This is a genomic window from uncultured Anaerococcus sp., assembly GCF_963512375.1.
Lineage (GTDB): Bacteria > Bacillota > Clostridia > Tissierellales > Peptoniphilaceae > Anaerococcus.
On record NZ_CAUPMI010000003.1, the window covers coordinates 86211 to 112146 of the forward strand.

18 protein-coding genes, 1 pseudogene and 1 other annotated feature are annotated in these 25936 nt (G+C 36.8%); of the genes and pseudogenes, 3 read left to right on the top strand and 16 right to left on the bottom strand.

Annotation, left to right across the window (positions count from 1 at the left end):
- Positions 1 to 52 precede the first annotated feature (52 nt).
- The 10 genes from RRB46_RS02425 to ulaG form a co-directional block, all read right to left on the bottom strand.
- Positions 53 to 1741 carry a glycoside hydrolase family 13 protein gene (locus tag RRB46_RS02425; RefSeq protein ID WP_297687704.1) on the bottom strand — a complete coding sequence of 563 codons (1689 nt, stop codon included), beginning with the start codon at positions 1739 to 1741 and terminating at the stop codon, positions 53 to 55.
- A gap of 122 nt (positions 1742 to 1863) precedes the next feature.
- The gene (tkt, locus tag RRB46_RS02430; RefSeq protein WP_311537340.1) at positions 1864 to 3855 is read right to left on the bottom strand and encodes a transketolase; all 1992 of its coding nucleotides are present in this window, start codon (positions 3853 to 3855) and stop codon (positions 1864 to 1866) included.
- Between the two features lie 8 nt (positions 3856 to 3863).
- Positions 3864 to 4517, bottom strand: a complete 654-nt coding sequence (fsa, locus tag RRB46_RS02435) for a fructose-6-phosphate aldolase (RefSeq protein ID WP_311537341.1) — start codon at positions 4515 to 4517, stop codon at positions 3864 to 3866.
- 88 nt (positions 4518 to 4605) lie between these two features.
- Complete coding sequence (locus RRB46_RS02440) at positions 4606 to 5241, bottom strand: 3-keto-L-gulonate-6-phosphate decarboxylase UlaD (RefSeq protein ID WP_311537342.1); 636 nt, start codon at positions 5239 to 5241, stop codon at positions 4606 to 4608.
- Between the two features lie 11 nt (positions 5242 to 5252).
- Positions 5253 to 6083 (bottom strand): L-ribulose-5-phosphate 3-epimerase, encoded by an 831-nt coding sequence (locus RRB46_RS02445; protein ID WP_311537343.1) that lies wholly within the window; start codon positions 6081 to 6083, stop codon positions 5253 to 5255.
- Positions 6070 to 6762, bottom strand: coding sequence for an L-ribulose-5-phosphate 4-epimerase (locus RRB46_RS02450; protein WP_311537344.1), 693 nt, complete (start codon positions 6760 to 6762; stop codon positions 6070 to 6072). Before RRB46_RS02450 ends, RRB46_RS02445 begins: the two co-directional genes overlap by 14 nt.
- A 34-nt stretch (positions 6763 to 6796) precedes the next feature.
- Complete coding sequence (locus tag RRB46_RS02455) at positions 6797 to 7093, bottom strand: PTS sugar transporter subunit IIB (protein ID WP_296128675.1); 297 nt, start codon at positions 7091 to 7093, stop codon at positions 6797 to 6799.
- Positions 7094 to 7109: 16 nt separating this feature from the next.
- Entirely contained in the window at positions 7110 to 8570 is a 1461-nt protein-coding gene (locus tag RRB46_RS02460; RefSeq protein ID WP_311537345.1) for a PTS ascorbate transporter subunit IIC, read from the bottom strand.
- A gap of 8 nt (positions 8571 to 8578) precedes the next feature.
- Positions 8579 to 9034 carry a PTS sugar transporter subunit IIA gene (locus RRB46_RS02465; protein WP_296128685.1) on the bottom strand — a complete coding sequence of 152 codons (456 nt, stop codon included), beginning with the start codon at positions 9032 to 9034 and terminating at the stop codon, positions 8579 to 8581.
- A 69-nt stretch (positions 9035 to 9103) separates the two neighbouring features.
- Positions 9104 to 10168 carry an L-ascorbate 6-phosphate lactonase gene (gene ulaG / locus RRB46_RS02470; protein WP_265215065.1) on the bottom strand — a complete coding sequence of 355 codons (1065 nt, stop codon included), beginning with the start codon at positions 10166 to 10168 and terminating at the stop codon, positions 9104 to 9106.
- A gap of 314 nt (positions 10169 to 10482) precedes the next feature.
- Here ulaG and RRB46_RS02475 point away from each other — a divergent pair, with 314 nt between their 5' ends.
- Entirely contained in the window at positions 10483 to 11238 is a 756-nt protein-coding gene (locus tag RRB46_RS02475; RefSeq protein ID WP_296128692.1) for a DeoR/GlpR family DNA-binding transcription regulator, read from the top strand.
- 52 nt (positions 11239 to 11290) lie between these two features.
- Here RRB46_RS02475 and RRB46_RS02480 read toward each other — a convergent pair whose 3' ends face one another.
- A complete protein-coding gene (locus tag RRB46_RS02480; RefSeq protein ID WP_311537346.1) occupies positions 11291 to 12577 on the bottom strand; it encodes a dicarboxylate/amino acid:cation symporter in 1287 nt (428 codons plus the stop codon).
- 86 nt (positions 12578 to 12663) lie between these two features.
- Positions 12664 to 12896, bottom strand: a binding site (T-box leader).
- A 323-nt stretch (positions 12897 to 13219) separates the two neighbouring features.
- Here RRB46_RS02480 and RRB46_RS02485 point away from each other — a divergent pair.
- A pseudogene (locus RRB46_RS02485) lies at positions 13220 to 15369 on the top strand (ABC transporter substrate-binding protein).
- A gap of 108 nt (positions 15370 to 15477) precedes the next feature.
- Here RRB46_RS02485 and RRB46_RS02490 read toward each other — a convergent pair.
- Genes RRB46_RS02490 through RRB46_RS02500 form a run of 3 tightly spaced genes read right to left on the bottom strand, consistent with a single transcriptional unit; the run spans position 15478 to position 18927 of the window.
- The gene (locus RRB46_RS02490; protein WP_311537347.1) at positions 15478 to 17343 is read right to left on the bottom strand and encodes a fructose-specific PTS transporter subunit EIIC; all 1866 of its coding nucleotides are present in this window, start codon (positions 17341 to 17343) and stop codon (positions 15478 to 15480) included.
- Positions 17333 to 18238: a 1-phosphofructokinase gene (gene pfkB / locus RRB46_RS02495; protein WP_311537348.1), complete on the bottom strand. Its 906-nt coding sequence runs from the start codon at positions 18236 to 18238 to the stop codon at positions 17333 to 17335. Before pfkB ends, RRB46_RS02490 begins: the two co-directional genes overlap by 11 nt.
- Positions 18235 to 18927 (bottom strand): DeoR/GlpR family DNA-binding transcription regulator, encoded by a 693-nt coding sequence (locus RRB46_RS02500; RefSeq protein ID WP_311537349.1) that lies wholly within the window; start codon positions 18925 to 18927, stop codon positions 18235 to 18237. Before RRB46_RS02500 ends, pfkB begins: the two co-directional genes overlap by 4 nt.
- A gap of 134 nt (positions 18928 to 19061) precedes the next feature.
- On the opposite strand from RRB46_RS02500, the gene RRB46_RS02505 reads away from it, so the two are divergent.
- Positions 19062 to 19637, top strand: a complete 576-nt coding sequence (locus RRB46_RS02505; RefSeq protein WP_296128707.1) for a xanthine phosphoribosyltransferase — start codon at positions 19062 to 19064, stop codon at positions 19635 to 19637.
- 1580 nt (positions 19638 to 21217) lie between these two features.
- Here the strand turns inward: RRB46_RS02505 and RRB46_RS02510 are convergent.
- Both RRB46_RS02510 and RRB46_RS02515 read right to left on the bottom strand, forming a co-directional pair.
- Positions 21218 to 23515: a hypothetical protein gene (locus tag RRB46_RS02510; RefSeq protein ID WP_311537350.1), complete on the bottom strand. Its 2298-nt coding sequence runs from the start codon at positions 23513 to 23515 to the stop codon at positions 21218 to 21220.
- Positions 23508 to 25580, bottom strand: coding sequence for an MMPL family transporter (locus RRB46_RS02515; RefSeq protein WP_311537351.1), 2073 nt, complete (start codon positions 25578 to 25580; stop codon positions 23508 to 23510). Before RRB46_RS02515 ends, RRB46_RS02510 begins: the two co-directional genes overlap by 8 nt.
- Positions 25581 to 25936 lie beyond the last annotated feature (356 nt).

Consider the following 25936-nt stretch of genomic DNA (forward strand, 5'->3'; position numbering starts at 1 on the left):
AAGAAAAAAGACAAGCCTAAGCCTATCTTTTAAAAAATAAAATAATTTTACCTTAGTCCCAAATTACAAAGGAATTTTCTCCTAACTTTTTATCCTCATACTTATTAGCTGCTAGAATATTTGAATCGCCTAGGTCAAAATCTAGATCATCGCCTAAATTTATAGCAAGGCTTAGCTTATTTTCACTATCAAATCTTTCTACTAATAAAATATCATCCTTGCTTGAAATTTTAATCTTACCATCTCTTATGGCCCTGTGGCCCTTTATATTTAGGATTTCCTTGATTTTTTCCAGATAGGATATGTTTTTTTCTAGACTAATCCAAGGGAAAGATCTCCTGCAATCTGGGTCTCCCTTGCCTTCTAGGCCAATTTCTGTTCCATAATAGACTAAGTTAGCTCCCATATACACAACGCTTAAAGCTATCGCTGCCAAATGTTTATCCCTAGACCCATTTATTTCTGTAATAAATCTAGGTGTATCATGGGTATCAAGTAGATTTAGCATCATCATGTTTGCCTGATTTCTATTTCTCATCTGAACCATATTAAAACAATCACTTGCTTTCTTTGCATCAATCTTTTTAGTAAAATAATCAAGGCTTATTTTACTAAAGGCATAATTCATTATAGAATCAAATTCATCACCTCTTAGGAAAGTCTCAGCGTTGTGCCAATTTTCACCAATTATTACAGCGTCAGCCTTGGCACTTTTGATTTCCTTACGAAATCTCTTCCAAAAATCATGACTAACCTCATCTGACACATCAAGTCTCCAGCCATCTATGTCAAACTCCTCAATCCAATACTTGCCTACCTTTATTAAATAATCTTGGACCTCCTTATTTGAAGTCCTAAGCTTGGGCATATTATAAACATGGGCAAAGGTCTGGTAATTTATCTTTTCTATATCAGCCTTATCTCCATCAATATAAAACCAATCGTAATATTTAGATTTTTCTCCCTTTTCCCTCACATCTTCAAAGATAGGATTTAGGTGGGACATGTGGTTAAAAACTGCATCTAGGACAATCCTTATACCCAAGTCATGGGCCTTATTGACAAGCTTTTTAAAGTCTTTTTTATCACCAAAATGCGGATCAATTTCAAAATAATCAATTATATCGTACTTGTGGTTGTTCGGTGACTTAAAAATCGGAGTCAGATAAAGGCAGTTGATACCCAATTCTTTAATATAGTCTAGTTTTTCAGTAATTCCCCTAAGGTCGCCACCTGCAAAAGACTTTGGAGATGGCAAGTCTAGCCATTTTTGATTGATATAGGTATCATCTTTGTCAAAATTCCCCCTATTAAATCTCTCGACAAAAATCTGATAAAATACAGCATCCCTCATCCATTCGACTGGCTTAAAAATATCTGCCTCGTTGATATATGGCATGTGAAATGATGTGAAGTAAAAATTATCAAGATCATAAGTCTCTTCGAGTCCATATTCACTTAGGTAATAAGTCTTATTAGCTTCTTCTATTTTGAAAATATAGGCAAATCTCTTATCTTTTATTTTTATATTTATCTCATAGTAAGCAAAAAGCTCATCGACAAAGGTCCTCTCCATATTAGCTTCCTGCCAGCTGTGCGGGTAGTCAAATTTGTATGTGTAAAGCAGGCTTACATCGACTTCATCTTCCCTACCAGCCCTCAACCTTATATTTAGTTCGTCTTCACCTATGGCATAGGCCATAAAGCTTTCACTTAAATGTAAAATTGCACTTTTATTCATAAATCCTCTCTTTCATTTATATAATTATATGCTAGGATGAGATTTTTTCATTATAAAGGAAAAACCCCTCCATCCGCCTTGCGGATTTTGGGGTTGAGGTCATTTTGAAAGGAGTGATTTACCTATAAATATTTTTCCTTATATTTTTCGACAATATTTTCTACGCTAAATCCTAGTTTTTCTGCTACTAAGTCACCAGGGCCTGAGATTCCAAAGTCATCTATGGCAATATTTAGTCCCTTATCTCCGATCCATTCTGCCCAACCAAAGGATGAAGCCATTTCAATAGATACCCTATTTTTCACTTCTTTTGGAAGAAGGGCTTCTTTGTAAGCTGCATCTTGTTTTCTAAAGAGGGTCATTGATGGCATTGATATTACCCTTATGGCTTGACCTTCTTTTTCGAGAACCTCTGCAGCCTTGATGGCTAGGGCTACTTCTGAACCTGTTCCTATAAAGATTCCATCTGGTATTTCCTTGCTTGCTTCTTTTATGATGTAGGCTCCCTTATCTATTGATTCTAAATTTTCTGTCGACTTTAGATTTTCTAGATTTTGCCTTGATAGGGCAATGACTGTTGGGCTTTCCTTACTTTCTAGGGCTATTTTCCAAGCTAGTCTTACTTCGTTGGCATCTGCTGGTCTTAGATCGATTACATTTGGTATTGCCCTTATCATGGCCAGTTGTTCTATTGGTTCATGAGTTGGTCCATCTTCGCCTACTGCTACTGAGTCGTGGGTGAAGACGTAGGTTAGAGGTAGTTTGGATAGGGCTGATAGCCTTAGTGCTGCCTTTACATAGTCTACAAATACGAAGAAAGTTGATACATGGTGGAAGCTTCCCCCATGGGCCATGATTCCGTTGCCTATAGCTGCCATGGCAAATTCTCTTACTCCATACCAAACATTTCTTCCTGCTGGGTCATCCTTAAAGGATGGTGAGCCTACTATATCTGTCTTATTTGATGAAAAGAGGTCTGCTGATCCTCCCCAGATATTTTGGTTATTTTTGGCTAGGTCTTGGAGGATTTCTCCACCTGATGCTCTTGATGCTAGGGCCTTATCTTCTGCTGAGTATTTTCTTATCTTGTCAAAGAAATTATCGTCTAATTTTCTTTCTATACCATTTATTAGAGATTGATAAGCTTCTGGATAGGCTTTTTTATAGGCTTCCATTAAATCATCCCAGTCCTTATTTGCTTCTTGGCCTCTCTTGCCTAGGTCTTCTTTGAAGGTCTCATAAATTTCTTCTGGGATTTCAAAGTCCTTGTTTTCCCATTTATAAAATTCTTTGGCCTTGGCAAAGTCGTCGCCACCTAGTGGTGCCCCGTGGACCTTGTTTGTGCCTTGCTTTGCTGAACCATATCCTATGATTGTTTTTATTTCTATTAGGCTTGGTTTTTCATCTTGGCTGTTGGCTTTTTCTATGGCCTTGCCTATTGCTTCTAAATCTTCGCCATCTTCTACTTTTATATAGTTCCAGCCTTGGGCCTTGACTCTTGCTTCTACATTTTCTGAGAAGGATGTATTTAGTTTTCCATCTAGGCAGATGTCATTTGAGTCATAGAGTACTACTAATTTTGACAATTTTAAGTGACCTGCCAGGCTCATCGCCTCGTAGGATACGCCTTCCATTAGGTCTCCGTCCCCACATAAGCAGTAGGTTTTGTGGTCTATTACTGGATAATCTTCTTTGTTATAGACTGCTGCCATGTGTTTTTCTGCTAGGGCCATACCTACAGCATTTGCTATACCTTGACCAAGTGGGCCTGTTGTTACTTCTACTCCTTCTGTGTCTAGTCTTTCTGGATGGCCTGGGGCCTTTGACCCTATTTGCCTAAAGTTTTTTAAATCTTCTATTGGAAGATTGTAGCCTGCTAGGTGGATCATTGAGTAAAGTAGGGCTGAGCCGTGGCCTGCTGAAAGGACAAACCTATCTCTATTGAAGTATGATGGATTTTTTGGATTTACATTCAGATATTTATTCCATAAAGAATAAATCATTGGGGCTGCTCCCATGCAGATGCCTGGGTGGCCACTGTTTGCCTTTTCTATCTGAGCTAGGGATAGGCTTCTTATGGCTGCTATGGCTTTTATGTCTTTATTTGCTGTCATTTTCTTACCTATTTTCCTCTATTTTCAAATGCTTCCCAATCTTTTTTGAAGCTTGCTATGCCTGCATCTGTGAGTGGGTGAGACCATAGTTTTTCAAAGATTGAGCCTGGGATTGTTGCTATGTGAGCACCTGCTAGGGCTGAGCCTTCTAGGTGTTTGTTGGTTCTTATTGATGCTGCTATTATCTCACTTTCTAGGCCATAGATGTCTAGAACTTCTCTAAGTTCTGCTATTAGCCTTATTCCATCTTCTCCCATATCATCGATTCTTCCGACAAATGGTGATATGTAGGTTGCACCTGCTTTTGCTGCCATTAGGCCTTGGCTTACTGAAAATATTAGAGTGCAGTTGGTTTTGATCCCTTCTTTTGATAGGGTATTTACTGCCTTTAGGCCATCTTCTGTCATTGGGATTTTTACTACTATATTGTCTGCCCAAGTAGCTATATCTCTTGCTTCTTTGACCATATTTTCGTAATCATAGCTTGTTACTTCTGCTGAGATTGGTCCGTCTACGAAGGAAGCTATTTCTGTTACTACTTCTTTGAAGTCTCTGCCTTCTTTGTTGATTAGGGATGGATTGGTTGTTACCCCATCACATAGGCCTAGGTCGTTTATTCTTTTTATTTGATCTACATTTGCTGTGTCTAAGAAAAATTTCATTTTTACTCCTTCTTTTCTATGCTTTTTAAAATAGCAGTGAATTTTATCTAGGAAATAATTGCCCCGATTTTAAATCCACTGCTAAAGTTTAGAATATTTCGTTTATCTTTTCTTTAAAATCGATAGCTGCTTGTCTTGGATTTTCTGCCTTTGCTATTCCTCTGCCGGCTATAAATGCATATACATCTACTCCCTTAAATAACTCTAGGGTATTTACATCAAGGCCACCTGTAGCATAAACTTTAAAGCCCATGTCTATAAGTTTTCTGATTTTGTTAAGGTCTTTTTCTCCCCAAGTTTCACCACTTAAGAGGGCATCTCTAGATTGGTGGTAAACTACTTCGTCTATTCCTATTTCCATCCATTGTTTTGCTTGGTCAAAGGTCCAATCTCCGTAAAGCTCTACTTGAAGACGATCATGCTCTTTTTTTGCTGCCTGCATAGTTGGGATTGTTGCACAGCAGATTACTGTCATTATATTTGCCCCTGCATCCTTGCAGTTTTTAGCTACTGTTCCACCTGCATCTGCACATTTTGTGTCAGCTAGGATATCTTTTTCTGGATATAGGGCTCTAATTGCTCTAACTGGCTCCATGCCATCTTGCAAACATAAAACAGTTCCTACTTCTAAGATGTCTACTACATCTCCTACTTCTCTAACAGTTTCTAAAGCTTCCGCTAAATTTTGGCTATCTAAAGCTATTTGTAATTTTGGTTTTGTCATTATTCTTTCCTTTATTTCAATTTATCTGTCAAAAATTTGTAAGCGTCTCTTATGATTTCTTTGTAATTTTCTTCACCGTGGTTCCAGAATTCTCCAGTATAGAGATTTACACCTTGGTCTTTTAGCTCGCTGATGCATCTTTCATACTCAGTATGACCACCAGAACCAAAGGTCATGTCCCTATAGATGCCAGGATTTGTTTCCTTTAGGTGGGCTGCAAATATATGACCCCTGCCTAGTTTTAAATCTTCTACTACATCTGTCCCATATTTTACGGCTGCATTTTTTAAATTGCCTATGTCTGGATAAATTCCTAGATATGGACTATCGATAAGTTTTACATATTTCATGGCCTTTTCGACTGTATCCATAAATTCTGTTTCCATGGTTTCAAAGGCTAAAATCACACCGTATTTGCTTGCCATTTCCACTGCCTTAGCTAGATTTTCAGTAAAATATTTGACTGTATCAGGGCAAGACTCTTCATAATAAACGTCATAACCAGCTAATTGGATGATTCTGATTCCGTTTATATCGGCAAATTCGATGGCTTTTTCCATCATTGATAAACTTTTATTTCTCTTAAAAGTATCTAGGGAACCGAATGGATACTTTCTATGGCCTGATAGGCACATTGTCCTAATTCTAACTCCCTCATCTCTTTGAGCCTTGGCTAGGTCATAGGCAAAGCCATTATATATCCTATTTAGCTTTTCATCGGTCTCATCTACGCTTATTTCAACTTGATCAAAGCCGATTTCCTTGGCTAATTTTAGTTTCTGATGGATATTTAATTCATTTGGTAGGGCCTTTTCATAGATTCCTAGGTTAATTTTGTCCATAATATGCATTTTCTCCGTGTTTTCTTAGATAATGCTTATCTAAGAGGTCTTGGCTCATTGCTTCATGTCTTTTAAGAGCTTCTAAGTGCCAATTCATAAAGGCCACTTCTTCTAGAACTACTGAATGAAATACTGAGTCTTCCGCATCCTTTCCAAAGGTGAATGGTCCGTGATTTGCTACTAAAACTGCTGGTATTTGGTCAGCCTTTATATTTCTTTGCCTGAATGTTTCTACTATTACAAGGCCAGTATTTTTCTCATATTCGCTTGCTATCTCTTCTTTTGTCATATCCCTTGTTGCAGGAATTGATCCATAGAAATAATCAGCTTGAGTTGTGCCGAATGCCTTAATATCAAGCTTAGCCTGGGCCATTATGGTTGCCCATCTTGAGTGGGTATGGGTTATGCCTGATATTTCTGGGAAATTCTTATAAAGCTCTATATGGGTTGGGGTGTCGCTTGAGGGATTTAAATCTCCCTCAACGACATTTCCTTCCATATCTACAACTACCATATCGCTAGCTTTCATAGAAGAATATTCAACTCCAGATGGCTTTATAACTATATATTTCCTATCTTCTGTAATTTCTGATACATTGCCCCAGGTAAACTTTACTAAGTCATACTTAGGCAAAAGTAAGTTTGCTCTATATACTCTTTCTTTTAATTCCTCTAACATATTTTCCTACTAACTTTTCTTCTTATTCTTTTTCTTATTTTTCTAATAAATTATTTTCTAAAATTCTTTCTTTGGCTTCATCTTTTGAAAGAATATTTTTCATGCCTACTATTTGTACGCCCTTTGCCTTTAGATCATCAAAGGTAGACATAAAGTTGATAGCACAGAATATTACATCTGCAGTCCTACCTGTAGACTTACCTTCTGATAAGGAGCAGTGAGAAATATCCAATTTGCCCTTATATTCTAATTCTTTAAAAGCTTGCTTAATCTTATTCATCATCATTAAAGATGTTCCAGCACCATTAGCACACGCAACTATAATTTTCATATTTGTCTCCTTTATATTATTTATTTATTGTTTCTTTATAAGCTTCGTAATCTTCTGCGATTAGGAAGTAACCTTTTTTGTTCTTTCTGTATTGAATTTGTGGTATAGCAATAAATACTATTGCAACTATTGCCACACCGATGTAACCAAGATTATTCATGATTACTGTAGCAGCTGGCCATACTGTAGCCCAGTCTACCATTCCTAGATATCCACCGTATTGGGCAAGTCCTGTATAAGAAGCTATGAAAGCTGAACCAAATACCTGAACTAGACCTGATATAAATGGAATCAAGAAGGCTGCCTTATAGCCACCTCTGTTGTCTGAATAAACTCCAAGTACCGCATTGTCGAAAAATAGTGGAACGAAACCAGCTATTATTAGGGTAGGTGATTTCATTAGGAAAAGTATAGCTATAGCTAAAAATTGTCCTAGGGCACCAAACATAAAGCCAATTGTTACAGCATTTGCTGAACCAAAACCAAATATTGCTGCACAGTCGATTCCTGGAAGAGCTCCTGGTAGTAATTTATTTTGGATACCATCAAAAGATCCTGTTAATTCACCAACGAAGGTCCTAACTCCAAGTTGTAAGATAGCAAGGTTTACAGCAAATGAGAATGATGATTCTAGTATATAGAAGAAGAAGTTATCTTCTAATTTCAACGCTTCTTGAGCTACTAGATAATCTTTGCCTAAAACTAATTGGATTATTCCAAAAAATCCTGTCATAAGGATGGCTGTTGCAACCATATTTTCATTAAAGATTGATAAGAAGCCTGGTAATTCAATATCATCAATGCTCTTACTATTTTCTTTGTGATTTTTGAACAATTTATCAGATAACCAGCAAGCAAATCTTATACCAAACATTTGTTGGTGGGCTATACAAAATCCTGCCCCATCTGTTAGTTGTTGGGTATCTTCAACAGTTAGGTTAGAACCAACTGCCCAATATAGACCTAGTAAAACAGCCATTATAATCAAAATTGGAGTTTGACCAAGTTTTGGGAAACAAAATATAACTAACCAAAAAGCTGTAGCAGCTTGTTGCATTTGAACGTGACCTGTTGTAAAGACTGCTCTCATCTTTGTGATGTTTTTTGCCCTAACTAGTACTATATTTACAATAAAGGCTATAAGTAACAGAAGCATTACCTGGGAGAAAGACCTTCCTAAATGTTCCATACCTTCAGTAACTGCATTTTGACCAAAATATGGGTCAATAACTGTAGCTGATATCTGGAACCTATCCTTAAGGCCAGTAAGTATTGGCCTAAAGGTCTTAACAAGGCCACCAGAACCAACAGATAAGATCATATATCCAACAGTTGCCTTGATAAAGCCAGCCAAGGAATCGTACCATTTTCTACCATCTAAAAGATATCCAATTAATACTAAAAAACCTATAAAAAACGCTGGTTTAGTGAGAACGTTTTTTACAAAACCCATTAAAATATCTAAAACTATATTCATAACTCCCCCTAGATATTAAATTTTTCTTGAACCTTTTTAAGGTCTTCAAGGTTCTCTACTTTTTCTAAGTCAGCGATAACATCTTCATCACACAAGATTTCTGACAACTTGCCTATGTTTTCAAGGTGTTTTTCTGGGTCAACGCTTGCAACTGTAAAAAACAACTTTGCATCCTTATCCCTATCATCCTCATCAAAAACTACAGCTTTTTTAACCTTCATAAAAGCTATAGCGGTATCGTTTACACCTTCTGCACATTCCTGACAATGTGGCATAGCCACTCCTGGAACTAAAACTATGTAAGGTCCGTATTTCTCAACGGTATCTATTACCTGTTGTGGGTATCTCTCATCAACAATATTTTTCTCAATCAACTTCTCACATGACTTTCTGATAGCATCTTCCCAAGAATCAAACTCATCACAAAAATCATATAAACCTTTTTCAATTATTTCATTAAACATAATTTCCTCTTTTATTTGTAGCCAAGATTAAAGGATAACCTTTAATCTCAACCTACTTTGATTTTTCTCTTATAGTATCGACTTAAATGGTACGTTTCTTGGATTTTCGAATGCATCTTCAAATCCTGGTCTATACCTATATTCAAGCTCATCCTTCATTGTTGGCCATACATATTTGCCACCGACATCCCAAATATATGGTTTAAATTTATATTTTGATCTGTCTTTTCTGTAGTTCCATAGGTATTTGATTTCTTTAGGATCTGCCTTGAAGTTTGTCCAAACATCGTGATGGATTGGAATAACTACTTCACATCCTACTGATTCAGCCATTCTTAAGATATCAATAGAGGTCATTTTATCTTGGTTGCCTACAGGGTTATCACCATAAGAACCAAAGGCTATGTCTATATCATATTTCTTACCAACTTCTGCATATCCGATTGAAAAGTGTGAATCACCTGTGTGATATACTGTTCCTGCAGGCATTTGAATTAAATAGTTTACTGCCTTTTCATCCATATTTGTTGGGCAAACACCTTCTATATCCTCGCCAACTTCTGTAGTTACTAGGCAAGTCCTATCAAAAGAATCAAGGGCAATTATTGTTGTATCCTTAATCTTTATTTCATCACCAGGTTTAACAGTTATACATCTTTCTTCTGGTACTCCATATGATAACCATTTCTTAACTGATTCTTTTGGACCTATGAAAGGAACATCATCAGCACAGTTTTTAAGTACAGCTGCAGCGAAGAATGGATCGATATGATCGTTGTGATAGTGTGTAGATAAAACTGCATCTACCTTTGTAACTGCGAATGGATCATAAACTATTGGATTTGCTCTAAGGTTTGGTTGTAAAGCCTTGCCACCAGTCATATTTCTCATTTGGTGATAAGGAGCCATTTCCTTTACTTTTTTAGTTCTTTTACCATTTCCAAACCATAGGTCTATTGCTATATTGGTGTTATTTTCAGTCTTAAACCAAATACCTGTACAACCTATCCACCACATAGCAAAAGTTCCCTTTTCTACTATTTCTTCATCAATTTCTTCATTTAACCATGTTCCCCACTCAGGAAAAGCACCCAAAATCCACTTTTCTCTGGTGATTTCATCAATTTGACTCATGTTGCCTCCTCATTAAAATATATAATAACTTTCTATCTGATAATATAATATAACATCCTATATGATTGGTCAAGCATTAATTTGACTTTTTCCGTCATATTTTATGAATCATTTGATTGTTTTTAGAAAAATTTGATTGATTAGTCCTAATTTCCAAATATACATAAAAAATAACGGTCAAAATATTCAATATTATCCGACCGTTCCCAGTCATTATATGTTATTTTTTACTTTTTTAGACATAATTATATGATTTTTTTGATTTTTTAAATGAAAAGCAATATCATATAGGTAGATAAATAAAAGAGGTATTTATGAAAATTAAAAAATCAATTGTGGATAGGCGCAGGGATAATATCCTAGCTTATATTAAAAATAAAGAAGAAGTAACTACCCAAGAACTAGTAGATGAGTTCGATGTATCTGAGATTACTATTAGAAGAGACTTAAACTTCCTTCAATCTATAGGAAGAATCGACAGGTTTTATGGTGGAGCTAAGGTTAACACTGAAGAAGATCCCCAAGACCTTATTGTAGAGGAAAAAAAGGAAAGAATAGCCCAGAAATGTGCCGAATTTATTAAGGAGTACGATGATATTTTTATAAATTCTTCATCTACCGCTCTCCTTGTTTTAAAATATCTAAAAAACAAGAGAATAAATGTTATTACTAACAATGGCAAGGCCCTTAATCTAGACCTTGACCCTCACGTAACCGTGACCCTTACTGGAGGTAAGATTTCTTATCCTAAAAATGCCCTCACTGGTCCTTTTACAATTAATAATCTTAAAAATCTGGCATCTGACATTACAATTATAGGTATTTCGGGTGTTACACCTGACGGAAAACTTACAACTTCTCTTATGGATGAGGTTGAGATTAATCAGTACATGATTAATGAATCTACTAGCAAAAACATCCTTGTATGTGACTCTTCAAAGTTTTACAAGGCAGCCAACTTTAAAATAGGAGATATAGATAAGATTGATATAGTAATTACTGATGATAATATTGAAAGAAAAACTATTGAAATGCTTGAAAAACACGCCGTTCAATTAATAATTGTTTAAGAATTTTTAAAAAAGCTATTGCAGGATTTAAAATTCCCGCAATAGCTTTTTCTTATTTATTATATTTTTCCCTATCAAGCTTGCCTTCACTTGCTGCAACAATCACTGCTGAGGAGGCTGCTGCTGTTACATTTGTAGCAGTTCTACCCATGTCTGCTAAAGATGAGATTGGGGAAAGAATTACTACCATTTCTATTGGTAGGCCCATAGCTGCAAAGACTGCTGTTGTGGAGATTGTGGCTGTGCCTGGAACTCCTACTGTGCCTAGGGATACAAGAAGGGCTACTATTACAAGGCTTGCGTAATTTGATATTCCCCAATTAAGGCCTAGGACATTAGCTGTAAGAACTGCTGTCATTACCGGCCAAAAGCCTGCACATCCTGGCATGCCCATGGTTGCTCCTATTGGGGCTACAAAGGATGCTATTTCTTCTGCCACACCTTGTTCTTCTTCAAGGTTTGCGACATTGGCAGGAATTGTTCCTACTGATGACTGGGTGGTGAAGGCTATGGTTTGGACTGGGAAGTGCTTTTTGAAAAAGTGGACTGGGTTTACCTTAGCAAAGATGCTTAAAAGGGCTCCAGTTGTCACAAAGGAATGGATCGCACTTGCCAGATAAGTTAGAAGCAGGATAAAGACCAAAGGCTTAATAGCTGTGTAGTCTATCCTTGCCACAGCCCTTGCTATTAGGGAAAGGACTGCATATGGGGTAAAGTCTGTGACAAAACCGATTAGCCTATTAATTACCTCAGAAAACGAATCGATAAAGGCTACAAATGGCTTAGTTTCTTCTTCCTTACCACGTTCTATTAATTGTAAAACTGCAAGACCAATAAGGACTGCAAAGACAATTATTGGTATAACCCTACCATTTCCCGCATCATCTATGATGTTTTTTGGGAAAAAACCTACTACTGCTTCTGCAAAGCTTGGTACTTCCTTGGCTTCTGCCGCTTCTGGCAAAGGAATATTTGCCCCACTTCCGATTGAAAAACTAAGAGCTAAAATTAGACCAATTAGAGAGCCTAAGACATTATGAAGACTTAAAATTCCAACTGTTTTAAGACCCAAGCTCTTAAGCTTGGCTAGGTTTTCGCTTGATACCACTACCTTTATAACAGATGTCAAAAGTAATGGAATTACAAGAGCAAAGAGGAGATTGGCATAGATTTCTCCAAAGATTCCAACTAGTTCTGTCTCTCCCTTAAAGATAAATCCTACTCCAAGTCCTAGGATTGATCCTAAAATTACTCTTGTGGAAAATTTTGATCCACGTTTTTTAAGTAGGCTTAGGCCAAAAAACAAGGCCAAGGCTACTACTAATGCTAGATATTTCATATATCACCTTTCTATAAATTCACCTCTTAATGGAGGTTTATTGCAACATTCCAACATAAATTGAATAAAAAAAATCCCGTCCCCAAATAAAGGACGAGTGCAATCGTGTTTCCACCTTTCTTCCTTTTCTATAAATAAATAGAAAAGCTCATGGGAGTCAAATAACTCCGCTCGCTATAACAGGCGAACCTGGGATAAGCTACTATTTTCGCCTACCCGACTCAAAGATGCATAAACACAAGCTTTTTATGGTCAATCTCAGCAAACAAACCTCTCTGTAATAATAGTTTTTGTGTTCTCTTCTTTTTAACGTCAATTTTATTATATAGGCATTATACAATACCTAGTAAATTAATCAAGATTAACTTTTACTTAAAAATTAAAAAATCTACATAAATATATTTATATATAAACATATTATAAATACCAAGATAAGAATACGAATAAAAGATGAATATAAACGCTTTCGGAAAAGAAAAAACCGAAAGTGCGAAGCCCTTTATCCTGATATTGCCACACCCGGAAATCTACTAAATAAAAAAAAGGAAATTAATATATATACACAAATCTTTGACCCGAATGAATAATGAGAGTAGAGTTTTAAATATTTAAAAAATATACATAGAAAAAAGGAAGCTTAGTATGAAAAACATAAAACTTTATTCATCCCTATTGGCTTTGACTTTAGTCCTAAGTCTTTCGGCTTGTGGATCCAATTCAAATTCAACAAACGATGTGGGAAAGCAAGCAAGTGGACAAGAGGAAAACAAGGGTGCACAAGCTTTACAAGATGGTCAAGAAGAAAATCTTGATGATTTTGAGAAGCAGACAGCTGATGATACTATAGTTTTGGGTGTTGGCACCATTAATGGAGACTTCATCCAAGGTTTCAATAATGACGCAAATGATGTAAATGTTAGAAAGTTTATGGGTATTGAAGGAAACAATGGCTATAATTGCTATGTTATAGATGAATATGGCCAGTTCCAAACAAATACCGCAGCCCTAGAGAAAGAACCTGAGCTTATCAAGAATGAAGATGGGTCTATGACTACTAAATACACAATCAAAAAAGATTTGAAATGGTCAGATGGCGAGCCTATTACAGCTGATGATTATCTTTTTGGAATCCTACTAGAATCTGATAAGGACTTTAACACTCTTACAGGCTCTTTAAATGTTGGTGGTGATTCTCTTAAAGGATTCGAGGCTTTCAAAAAGGGTGATACAGACTCATTTGAAGGTCTAGAAAAGATTGATGATTATACTTTCTCTATCACAGTTGATGCTTCACAATTACCATATTTTGAAGCCCAAGCCTTATCGAATGCAGGCCCAACACCTCTTCACTATATCGGTCAAAACTTGGCTGTATCAAAAGATGGCAAGAAACTTGTTGTTAAAGAAGGTTACCAAGTGACTGACAAAGACAAGGAAAATTACAAAAAATCTATAGATAATCAAATTGCCCTCCTAAAAGAAAACTTTGACAAATACAATGAAGGAGAGGATAAGGAAAGCGAAGATTACAAAAAAGCTAAAGAAGAATTAGATCAAAAAGAAAAAGACCTCGAAACTCGCAAAAGCGGAGATGTTGACCCAACAAGACTTCTAATTGAAGAAGCCATGATAAAAGAAACTAGCGATTACAGGTTCAATCCTGCTGTAACTTGCGGTCCTTACAAGTTCAATAAATTTGAAAATAACATGGTTAAACTTGACCTTAATGAAAATTATAAGGGTAATTTCAAAGGCCAAAAAGCTACCATACCTCACATCATAGTTCAATTGGTAAATAGAAATATAGGTCCAGACCTACTAGAAAATGGCGACATCGACATTTGGGAAGCTGAAACTGATGGCGGGAAAATTGCCCCACTCAAAAAAGCACAAGAGGCTGGAAAAATAGGCTTATCTTCTTACGAAAGAAATGGTTATGGAAATATAATCTTTTTAACAGACAGAGGAGCAACTAAATACAAGGAAGTAAGACAAGCTATAGCAAGCTTAATGGACAGGAACGAATTTGTTCAATCCTTCCTAGGTGGTTATGGTGTAGTAACAAATGGTATGTATGGCCAAAGCCAATGGATGTATAAGGAAAGAGGAGCAGATTTACAAGAAAAACTTACAAACTGGGTTTTAAATATTGATAAGGCAAATGAATTATTAGACAAAACTCCTTACAAGTTCGAAAAAGACGGCAAGAGTCCATGGGATAAGGCAAAAGCACTAGATGAATTTAACAAAAACCAAGAAGGCTTCGACTATTATAGGTATGACGAAAATGGAAACAAGCTCGTTGTTAACCAATATGGAGCAGAACAATCACCAATAACAAGCCTAATCTCAAACCAACTTCCTCCAAACGCTAAACAAGCTGGTATGGAATATAATGTGACAGCAGGCTCCTTCTCAACCCTAATGGATTATTTGAGTTTCCCAAAAGAAGATGCACAATATACAGCTTTTTCAATGGCTTCAGACTTTGCTACACCATTTGACCCATGGTTCTACTACTCATCAGAAGGACCATTTAATAGAAGCAAGGTCAACGATCCAAAGGCAGATGAAGTAACTGCAAGTTTAAGAAAACAGATCCATCTGACAAAGAAGGCTACCTAGATAAGTGGGAAGAATTCCAAAAATGGTATAACGACTATCTACCAGAAATCCCACTATATTCAAATGTATTCCACACAGGATATTCAAACAGGATTAAAGGCTTCGATGTCATCACACCAGTATGGCAAGCATGTGACCAAATCAACGCAATGACAATCGAAAAATAAAATACATTATAAAAAGACGAGGACATTTTCATTCCTCGTCTTTTTCCTATCTTAGACTTTTTAAAGATCCGTCAATATTATTAATAATTTAAAATCTTAGCTAGCTTATTATTCTGGTTTTTTCTTAATTGCACCTAGTATTAGGCCACCTATTACAGCACCTATTACAACTGCACCTACAAATAGTAAGGCTTGGTTTAGGCTTGACATTGCTGGAAGGATGAAGATTCCTCCGTGTGGGGCTGGAGCGCTTACTCCGAAATATCCTACTATAGCACCAGCAAGGGCTGATCCTGCTATACATGATGGAAGGACTGTTTGTGGCTCTGCTGCTGCAAATGGGATTGCTCCTTCTGTGATGAAGGATGCTCCTAGGATGTAGTTAGTAATTGTTGTTTTCTTTTGTTCTTCATTGAATTTATTCTTGAAGAAAGTTGTAGCAAAAGCTATGGCAATTGGTGGGACCATGCCGCCAACCATTACAGCTGCCATGAAAGTTCCAATGCCTGTATCTGTGAAGGCACCTATTGCAAAGGCGTAGGCTGCCTTGTTGATTGGGCCACCCATGTCTGCCGCCATCATTGCTGCTAGAAGAGCACCAAGGATTACCATGTTTGCTCCACCAAGGCCTGTTAGCCAGTTATTGATAGCTGTGTTTATGCCTGTAAAGATTGGATCTATTACAAAGAACATGATTGCGCCTACTATAAATAGGCCAAGGACTGGGTAGATGAGCATTGGTTTTAAGCCTTCTACGGTCTTTGGTAGGTTTTTGCAAGCTTTCTTTAGGAAGTTTACTACATAACCTGCCACGAAACCTCCTATTAGGCCGCCTATAAAGCCTGCTCCACGGCTTGCCATAAGTCCTGCAACCATACCTGGCATTAGGCCTGGTCTGTCAGCTATTGAGTAGGCTATATAGCCTGCAAGGATTGGAATTAGGAAATTGAAAGCATCACCACCAAGTCCATTTAGGAAGGTGAAGGCCACTGATTCATCGCCAGCAAATCTTTCTATTAGGAAGGAGATTGCCATTAGGATTCCACCACCGATTACAAATGGTAGCATGTGGCTAATACCATTCATAAGGTCGCCGTAGATTTTTTGTCCAAGGGATTGGCCCTTTTCATCATATTCTTGGCTGCTTGCTCCTTCTTCGTGGTAGATATTGGCCTTACCTGCTAGGGCCTGGTCAATTAGGTCATCTGCCTTTCTAATCCCATCTGATACCGGTCTTTGGATAAGCTTTTTGCCATTAAATCTGGCTGTTTCTACCTTTTTATCTGCTGCAATTATTATAACATCAGCCGCATCTATTTCTGCTTGAGTGAGTCTATTTTTGATTCCGTCAGACCCATTTGTTTCTACCTTGATATTTGCTCCCTTGGCCTTAGCTGCCTTTTCTAGGGCTTCTTGGGCCATATAGGTGTGGGCAATACCATTTGGACAAGCTGTTACAGCTAGGATGTTGCAAGCTTTTTTATCAGCTGGAGAAGCTTCAACGACTTCTTCTTTTTTAGCTTCTGTATATTTTTCGATTACCTTATAGACATCATCAGGATTTTCTACCTTCTTAAGGTCAGCGATAAAGCCATCTTTCATTATCATCTTTGATAATTCTGCAAGTGTTGCCACATGGAGATTATTTTCCCCATCTGGAGCTGCTATTGCAAAAAATATTTCTGTCGCCTCTCCATCAAGGGCATCGTAGTCGAGTCCTCCAATTTTTCTAGCAAAGAGAACTGCAGGTTCTATTACTGTTGCGTTTTTGCTGTGAGGGATGGCCACTGATTCTCCAAGAGCTGTTGAGCCTTGGGCTTCTCTTTCTCTAAGGCCAGCAGCAAAATCTTCTGCACTTTTTACATAGCCTTTTTCAAAAAACTTTGCTGCAATTTCATCGATAGCAGCTTCCTTGCTGTCTGCCTTTAAATCTAGGATCATCAGATCCTTTTTAAGTAAATCTCTAATTTCCAATTTCTTCTACCTCTACTTCCCTTAAAATATTTTTAATCATTGTCCTTTCAGCTATATCAGGACTAAATGCTGTTGCGCTGCCACAGGCTGCTGCAAGCTTATAGGCATCTGTCTTATCGTAAGCATTTACAAGTCCGTAGACGAAGCCTCCCACCATACTATCTCCAGAACCCACTGAATTTACAAGCTTTCCTTTGATAGGTTTAGCTCTTAGGGCGATTTTATCATCTACAAAGATAGACCCTTCCGCTCCTAGAGAAACTATTACATTTTGTGCTCCAAGCTCATTTAGCTTTTTTGCATATGCCACCATATTTTCATCGGTGATTTCTGTTTCAAAAATCTTACCAAGCTCTTCCTTGTTTGGCTTAATTAGAAGTGGCTTGTATTTTAGGTAGTCTAAAACCCTCTTATCAGCTATATCTATGGTAAATCTTGCCCCTGTCGCCTCTATAACCTTCTTATAAAAATCTTCATCAAGGCTATAAGGAAGGGAACCTGAGATAACTATTATGTCATCTCCACTAATTTCCTTAAGACTTGCAAAAAATTCTTCCACTTCTTCCTTAGTAATATTTGGGCCCTTGGCGTTGATTTCTGTTTCGTGGTCATATTTTAATTTGACATTGATTCTTGAATTGTCAGCAATCCTTACAAATTTTTCCTTAAGACCCAAGTCTCTTACACCACTTGCTATATATTCTCCAATAAAACCACCCACAAAGCCCAGATTGATTGGGTCTTCTCCGAGGTTTTTGAGAATCTTACTTGCCATAATCCCCTTGCCACCAGGATATTTTTCATCTTCATAAGCCCTGATTGTGGCTCCATCACTAAACTTATCAAATCTCATGATATAGTCAATTGATGGATTTGTCGTAATTGTATAAATCATCCTTCCTCCCTTATTAGTTCTACATCTTCCCTTCTTGCTATCCTTGCAAAATACTTGATATTTTCCTTAGAAGAATCTGCCAAGACATAGGCCCTAGTCGCATTTTCTATGGCCTTTGCCTTAACTACAGCTTCATTGGTATCTGCTGTATAAAATCCCTCCTCATCATAACCATTGGCCCCAATAAAGGCTAGGTCAAAATTGTAAGAGCTTATCGATTCTAAGGTCTTAATCCCAGTTATCACCATTGTCGAAGGCTTTATCTCCCCTTCTAGAATTATGGTCGGAATATTTTTTGAAATCAGCTTTTCTACATGCATAAGACCATTTGTTACTATCTTTATATCCATTGTCATATCCAGATAGTCAAGAATTTGATGGCAGGTAGAACCAGCATCTAGATAAATAAATTTGGCATCTCCTATAAGGCCTGAAGCCTTTTCGGCAATTGCTGCCTTCTCTTTGGTGTGGACCCTTTCATTGTCAAGATAATTTAGCTCGCTAGGATTGATATTAAGAACTGCACCTCCATGCACTCTTCTTATCTTGCCTTGCTTTTGTAAATAATCCAAATCACGCCTTAGAGTAGACTCGCTTACCTTAAGCTTTTCAGTTAGGACCTTATTTGATACCTTCTCCTCTTTCTCGAGGGTTGAAATTATAAGATCTAATCTTTTTTCTAATATCATGTTAATATTATAACAGCAAATTCATTCAAAGTCAATCAAAAACAATCATAATTTTCCAAAAATTGACTAATTTTAGAAAAGAATTATAATTATAAAAAGCTTACAATATTGATTTGATATGATAAGGAGATATGATGAAAGAACTAGAAGAAAGAATTCTCAAAGACGGAATTGTTATTGGTCCAAACATACTAAAGGTAGATTCATTTTTAAACCAACAGATAGATGCCAAACTTATACATAAAATGGGAGAAGAGTTTGCTGCCTACTTTAAAGACAAAAACATCGACAAAGTCCTAACTGTTGAGTCATCTGGTATAGCTCCAGCCCTTGCTACAGCCCTAGAACTAGAAGTAAACTGCGTATTTGCAAGAAAAAAACAATCCCTTACAACAAGCGATAATGTCTACCACTCAAGCGTGTATTCCTTTACCAAACAAGTCACAAATGAGTTAATAGTAGACAAAAACTTCTTAAAAGAAGGAGAAAACATCCTAATGATCGATGACTTCCTAGCCAATGGCCAAGCAGCCAAAGGCATGGTAGCCCTATGCAGACAAGCAGGCGCCAACCCTGTAGGCCTAGGTATAGTTGTAGAAAAGTCATTCTCAGATGGTAGGGCCCTTGTAGAAGAAATGGGCGTAGATATCTATTCCCTAGCAAGAATTGCAAAACTAGAAGAAGGCAAAATCACCTTTGTAGAAGAATAAAAAATAAAAGCTGGTAAGAGAAATAATCTTAACCAGCTTTTTTGTGTTTAAATATATAAATATGATATAATAAACTTGCCTAACATCCTATACTATTTAGGTGGAGGGAGGTGAAGTCTATAATGGCTTTATTGCTTTGGGAAAATTTCTATTTTCCATTGTTCGTAGGTCTAATCCTGCTTCTAGCAAGCAAGATCTTGGACTCTATGGACGAATAATTAAAAAGACCCCGGGTGCGACCGGGGTCTTTTTTAGTGAGTCTACTCACGACCTTATTGCTTTGCTTTGTAAGAGGTGGCTTCTCTTGATATTATTATATAACAAATCCTCTATTTTTCAAGCTTACTTATTGTATACTTTTATTAATATATGATATAATAAACTTGCCTAACACTCTATATTATTTAGGTGGAGGGAGGTGAGTCTATAATGACTACCATCATTTGGGAAAATTTTTATTTTCCGTTGTTTGTAGGTCTAATCCTGCTTTTAGCAAGCAAGATTTTAGATTCTATGGACAATTAAATCAAAAAGACACTAGTTTAGGCCTAGTGTCTTTTTTCGTGAGTCTAATCACGACTACCATCATTTGCTTTGTAAGAGGTGGCTTCTCTTGATATTATTATATAACAAATCCCCTATTTTTCAAGCTTATTATTGTATGCTTTTATTAATATATGATATAATAAACTTGCCTAACACCATATATTATTTAGGTGGAGGGAGGTGAGTTATAATGCTAACTCTTATACTTTGGGAAAATTTTTATTTTCCATTGTTTGTAGGTCTAATCCTGCTTTTTGTAAGCAAGTATTGGGATTCTATAAACAAATAATTAAAAAGACACCAGCAGCAACTGGTGTCTTTTTTGGTGAGTTTGTGTTACTCTTATACTTTGCTTTGTAAGAGGTGGCTTCTCTTAATCTTATTATATAACAAATCCCCCATTTTTCAAGCTTACTTATTGTATGCTTTTATCAATATATGATATAATAAGCTTGCCTAACACCATATATTATTTAGGTGGAGGGAGGTGAGTTGATGTTAACTCAATTACTTTGGGAAAATTTTTATTTTCCATTGTTTGTAGGCCTAATTCTGCTTTTAGCAAGCAAGATATTAGATTCTATGGACAAATAATTAAAAAGACCCTAGTCACCAGCTAGGGTCTTTTTTGTGAGTTTGTGTTACTCAATTACTCTGCTTTGTAAGAGGTGGCTTCTCTTGATATTATTATATAACAAATCCCCTATTTTTCAAGCTTACTTATTGTATGCTTTTATCAAGATGTGATATAATAAACTTGCCTAACATCCTATACTATTTAGGTGGAGGGAGGTGAAGTCTATAATGACCTCAATACTTTGGGAAAATTTTTATTTTCCGTTGTTTGTAGGTCTAATCCTGCTTCTAGCAAGCAAGATTTTAGATTCTATGAACGACTAATTAAAAAGACCCCGGTCCATACCCGGGGTCTTTTTTGGTGAGTCTACTCACGACATCAATACTTTGCTTTGTAAGAGGTGGCTTCTCTTGATATTATTATATAACAAATCCCCTATTTTTCAATATTAATTTTCTTATCTAATCTTTTCTATAATCCTTGACCTGGTTTCAAATTCATCACTTGTGCCTGAGATTGAATTATTTTTCCTAGCAAGGTCTGACATTTGGTCTAGGACTTCTTTGGCCTTGTCTAAATCACCAGTCTTTGCTGACAATTTATCGATGCCTTCTTCCTTATATCTTCTAAGGCCTGAGTCAAATTCCTCGTATTTGGCATTATAGGTGTCAGATCCTTCTTTTAATTTTAGTGCTCCTGTTCTTAGATCTAAGATTCCTTTATTTAATTCATTTAGGCCTTGGGCCATTGGATTTAAGGCCTTGTCATTTATAGATGTTAGGTCTTTTAGGGCCTTAGATCTTTCATTAAATTCGCTTAGGCCACCTGCCAATTGTTCTGAGCCTGTCTTTAAGTCTTCAGATTTTGAATCAAGGAGATTTAAGGCTTGGGCAAGTTTTTCTACACCTTCTTTATTTTGGCTAGTTCCTGCTGCTAATTTTTCAGAACCTGCCTTTAATTTAGAAAGTCCCTGGTCTAGTTGGTCGAAGGCCTTAGCTAATTTCATCAAGTCGCTTTTTTCTAAGCCTTGGTCAAGCTTGGCAAGTCCTGCTCCTAGGGCATCTGATGCTTGGTTTAACTCTTCTTTAGAATCATTTACTTGACTAGCCATTTCTGCTAAGCCTTGATTTAATTTATTTAGACCTCCTGTAAGGTCGTTAGATGATGCGCTTAATTGATTTAAACCATCTATTATACCGGCATTTACCTTTGCATTGGCTGAAAGATTTGCAGCATCCTTATAAAGTCCATTTTGGATGGCCCTTAGGCTTTCTATCTCTCCTGTCAATGATCCGTCAAGGTTTTTCCCTTCTAGGCTTGCTATTTGATTTTCAAGGGCTGCCGCCTTTTCATTTATGCCTGCTATTGCCCCTTGGCTAGATGGGGTATTTTGGCTTGCCTCATTTAGTTTTTCAAGACCTCCTGCAAGACTAGCTTGGGACTTGCTCGCCTCTTCTAAGCCAGCACTTAGCTTATTTAAGGACTCAGCCATAGGATTTATTTTTTGGCTAAAGTCATCGATTCCTGCCTTTAGGGTCTTGATGCCCTTAGCAAATTCTGCCAAATCATTTCCATCAGATCCCTCAGATATTTTTTCTTTCATACTTACAAGGCCCTGGCTAAGCTCGTTAATTCCAGTATCTAGGTCATTGGCCCCTTGATTTAGGCCATCAGCCCCTTCTAAGAGGGCGGTCATATTTGAATTTATCTCAGCAACTCCTCCTGTATATTGGCCAAGGCCTGCATTTAGCCTTGCCCCTCCATTATTTAGGGCACTTATGGCTTCTTGCATTGGGCCAATCTTTTCTGGAAGTCCTGCGAAGGCACCATTCATCTGATCAAAGCCGGCCTTTAATCTTTGAGAACCATTTGCTAGCTTATCAGCTCCGCCAGCAAGGTCTCCTAGGCCTTGATTTAGGCTAGCTGATCCTTGCTTAAGCTTAGCTGATGCATCAACTAGTTTGCCTGCATTTGCTGTTAATTCCCCTATCCCTTGGTCTAGGTCATCAAGGGATGATAAAGTCTTGCCATCTTGGAAAATTTCATTGGTAATTACAAGATAGGCCTCGCTTGGTTTGAAATTTTCAACATCCATTTCAATTTCAATCTCATCTTTAAACTTATCAAGCTTGTCTCCATCAAGGATTCCATCGAAATTATCCCTCATTCCAGGTGTTAGGATGCCAGTAACTATCTGGTTTTTGCCATCTTTAATAATTTTTGCAGAATCAGCCTTGATATTTTTAACCTGGTCATCAGCAAAGGTCATCTCACTTGCAACTAGGTAAGGTGAATAGATAATTTTTCCTGACTTAAGGCTGGATTTTACTTTATTATGGGCACTTATGGTGATTTTTAGCTTACCTGATTTGCCATCTAGGTCCTTATAAGTTATATCCTTGCCGTCAAGTTGGTATTTTATTTCCACATCCACCGGCAAGTCCTTGTCAGTCTTACCTTGGTAATAAAAATCTTTAGCATCACTATCTATGTCAATCTGGCCATCTTTGGCCTCGATTTTTTCATCAGTCTCTAGATTTTTGATATCTTTAAGGTCTGATTTATCCTTAAGCTTGGCCTTCTCATCCTTATTTATCCAAACAGAAACAGTCTTATCTTTTATCTCCCCTGCTTCCTTGCTTACATAAACTGTCTCGTTTTTGCTAGCCTTAGGCTCAGCAGCGTAAGCTATATTGCCTCCAAGGATTGCGCTTACACTTAAAACTGCAAGGGCCTTTGTAAATTTTTTATTCATTTTCATTTCCTTTCTTTAATCCTTTAGTAGTTTTTTCTATAAATGGAAGGGTCATTCCAATTATTGCTGGTAGGAAAATAATAATTACAAGCATTGAAATTATAGCACCCCTTGCCAAGAAAATACAAATAGTTGATACAATCTCCATCTTCGAATAGATACCAACACCGATTGTCGCCGCAAAAAAGGCTAGGGCTGATGTAACAATTGATTTTGATGTTTCCCTGACTGAAAGGTCGAGGGCCTTTTCTAGGTCTCTGTGCTTTTTATATTCAAAGAGGAACCTATCCATCATCAAGATTGAATAGTCAATTGTTGAGCCTAATTGAACTACCCCTATAATTATCGATGTGATAAATGGGATGGTGTGACCAAAATAAAATGGGATTCCCATATTTATAAAAATAGCTAACTCAATTGCAGCAATCAAAACTATTGGAATTGCAAGTGACTTAAAGACTAGGGCAATGATTAAAAATACCACTGCGATTGATACGATATTTACCATCTTAAAGTCCCTGTCTGATAATATTGTCAAATCCTTGGTAAGGACTGCCTCACCAGTGAGCTTGCCCTCTGGATCATGGGCCTTTACAATCTTATCTATAGCTGCAATTTGCTTATTTACCTCATCTGAGGCTGTCTGATATTTGGAATTTACCATTATCATCTGATAGCCAGCTTGCTCAAAATTCTTCTTAAGCTTATCTGGCAAATATTCGCTAGGTAGGGTTAGGCCAGTCATAGAATTTATGCTAAGGACATTGTTAACCCCATCCACATTTTCAATTTCTTCGATCATGGAATTAATAGATGTCTTTGAAAGGTCATCTTTTACTACTATAAAGTGGCTTGAGGCCATGTTGTAGTCCTTTTTCATCTTATTTAGGGCAACTATTGAGTCCAAATCTTGAGGAAGGGACCTATCTAGGTTGTAGTAAAGGTCAGTATTTCTTGCCCCGTAGATAGCTGGTATAAACAAAATCAAAAATACTATAAAAAGTTTCTTCCTATGTTTAATTGTAAAATTGGCTGTTCTTTCAAAACTAGGTAGGTAGACCTTGTGGTTAAACCTATTTACAAGTTTTTCTGCCAGCAAAATCATAGGTGGTAAGACAACCACTGTTGAAATCAAACCCAAAAGCACGCCCTTACTCATTACCAGGCCAATATCCTTTCCAAGGCCTAATTGCATAAGTAAGAGGACCAAAAATCCAGCAAAGGTAGTAAGGGATGAGGCAAAGATTGAAGCCAGGGTTGAATCGATGGCCTTGGCCATAGCCTCGTTTTTGCTTTCATTTTTCCTCTTCTTTTCTACATACCTGTGATAGAGGAAAATCGAATAGTCAGTAGTAACAGCTAGCTGCAAAACAGCTGCGATAGCCTTGGTAATATAGGAAATTTCCCCAAGGAAAAAGTTAGTCCCAAAGTTATACAAAATCGCATAGCCAATATTTAGCATAAACAAAAATGGGATAATAGTTGATTCGTTGGCAAAGGATAAGACCACAAGGGCAAGGGCAACAGCCAAAGCCACATAGATTGGAGTTTCCTTATCAATCAAATCCTTGGTATCCTTAACCAAAGAAGAAATCCCGCTTAGGTATTTTTCCTTAGACTCAAGAGCCTTGATGGCATCAATAGCCTCCATAGTCTTTATAGATGAAGATGATTCAGAAAATTTAACCATAAGCAGAGTTGAATCCTCCGCATAAAAGGCATCCCTAATTTCATCTGGCAAAAATTCATTCGGAACCGTATCGCCAAGTATAGACGACTTGGAAATTACATCCTCCACTCCATCAATCTTAAGGATTTCATTTTTAAGCACATCCGCATCGTGGTCGCTCCCCTTAAGGATGAGCATGCCCGTAGCAGCATTTTTAAAATCCTTATCCAAGATTTCCTGGCCCTGGGTAGACTCTAGATCAGCTGGCAAATATGATAAGATATCATAATTGACACCAGTAGCCTTATATCCTATCCAAGAAGGAATGAGCAATAAGGTCATAATAAGTAAAACTAATCTTGGATGATAGGAAATAAATTTAGATATTTTTTTCATTTCTAACTTCCTTTCTAAAATCGGACTAAATAATTTAGTCACAAGCTAAGACCTAAAATTTCTTAAGATTGGCTTTTATAAATATTCCTATTAATAAAAGGCATTTAATAAGTTATGATTCATAATATATTATTTGCACTTTATTAAGAAGTTAATATTATAAATATTTTAAATTCATCTTTTAAGAAATTATAGGTCTTAACTTATATATCTTGAAATATAATTTTCATGTCCTGGCTATATAATACACCCGCCATTATAATATTCAAGTTTTGAAATAATATGATTTATAATTAATAAAATAAAAACATTTATCTATTATTGAAAAAAAGTCCTAATTCAAGCCAAAAGACCAA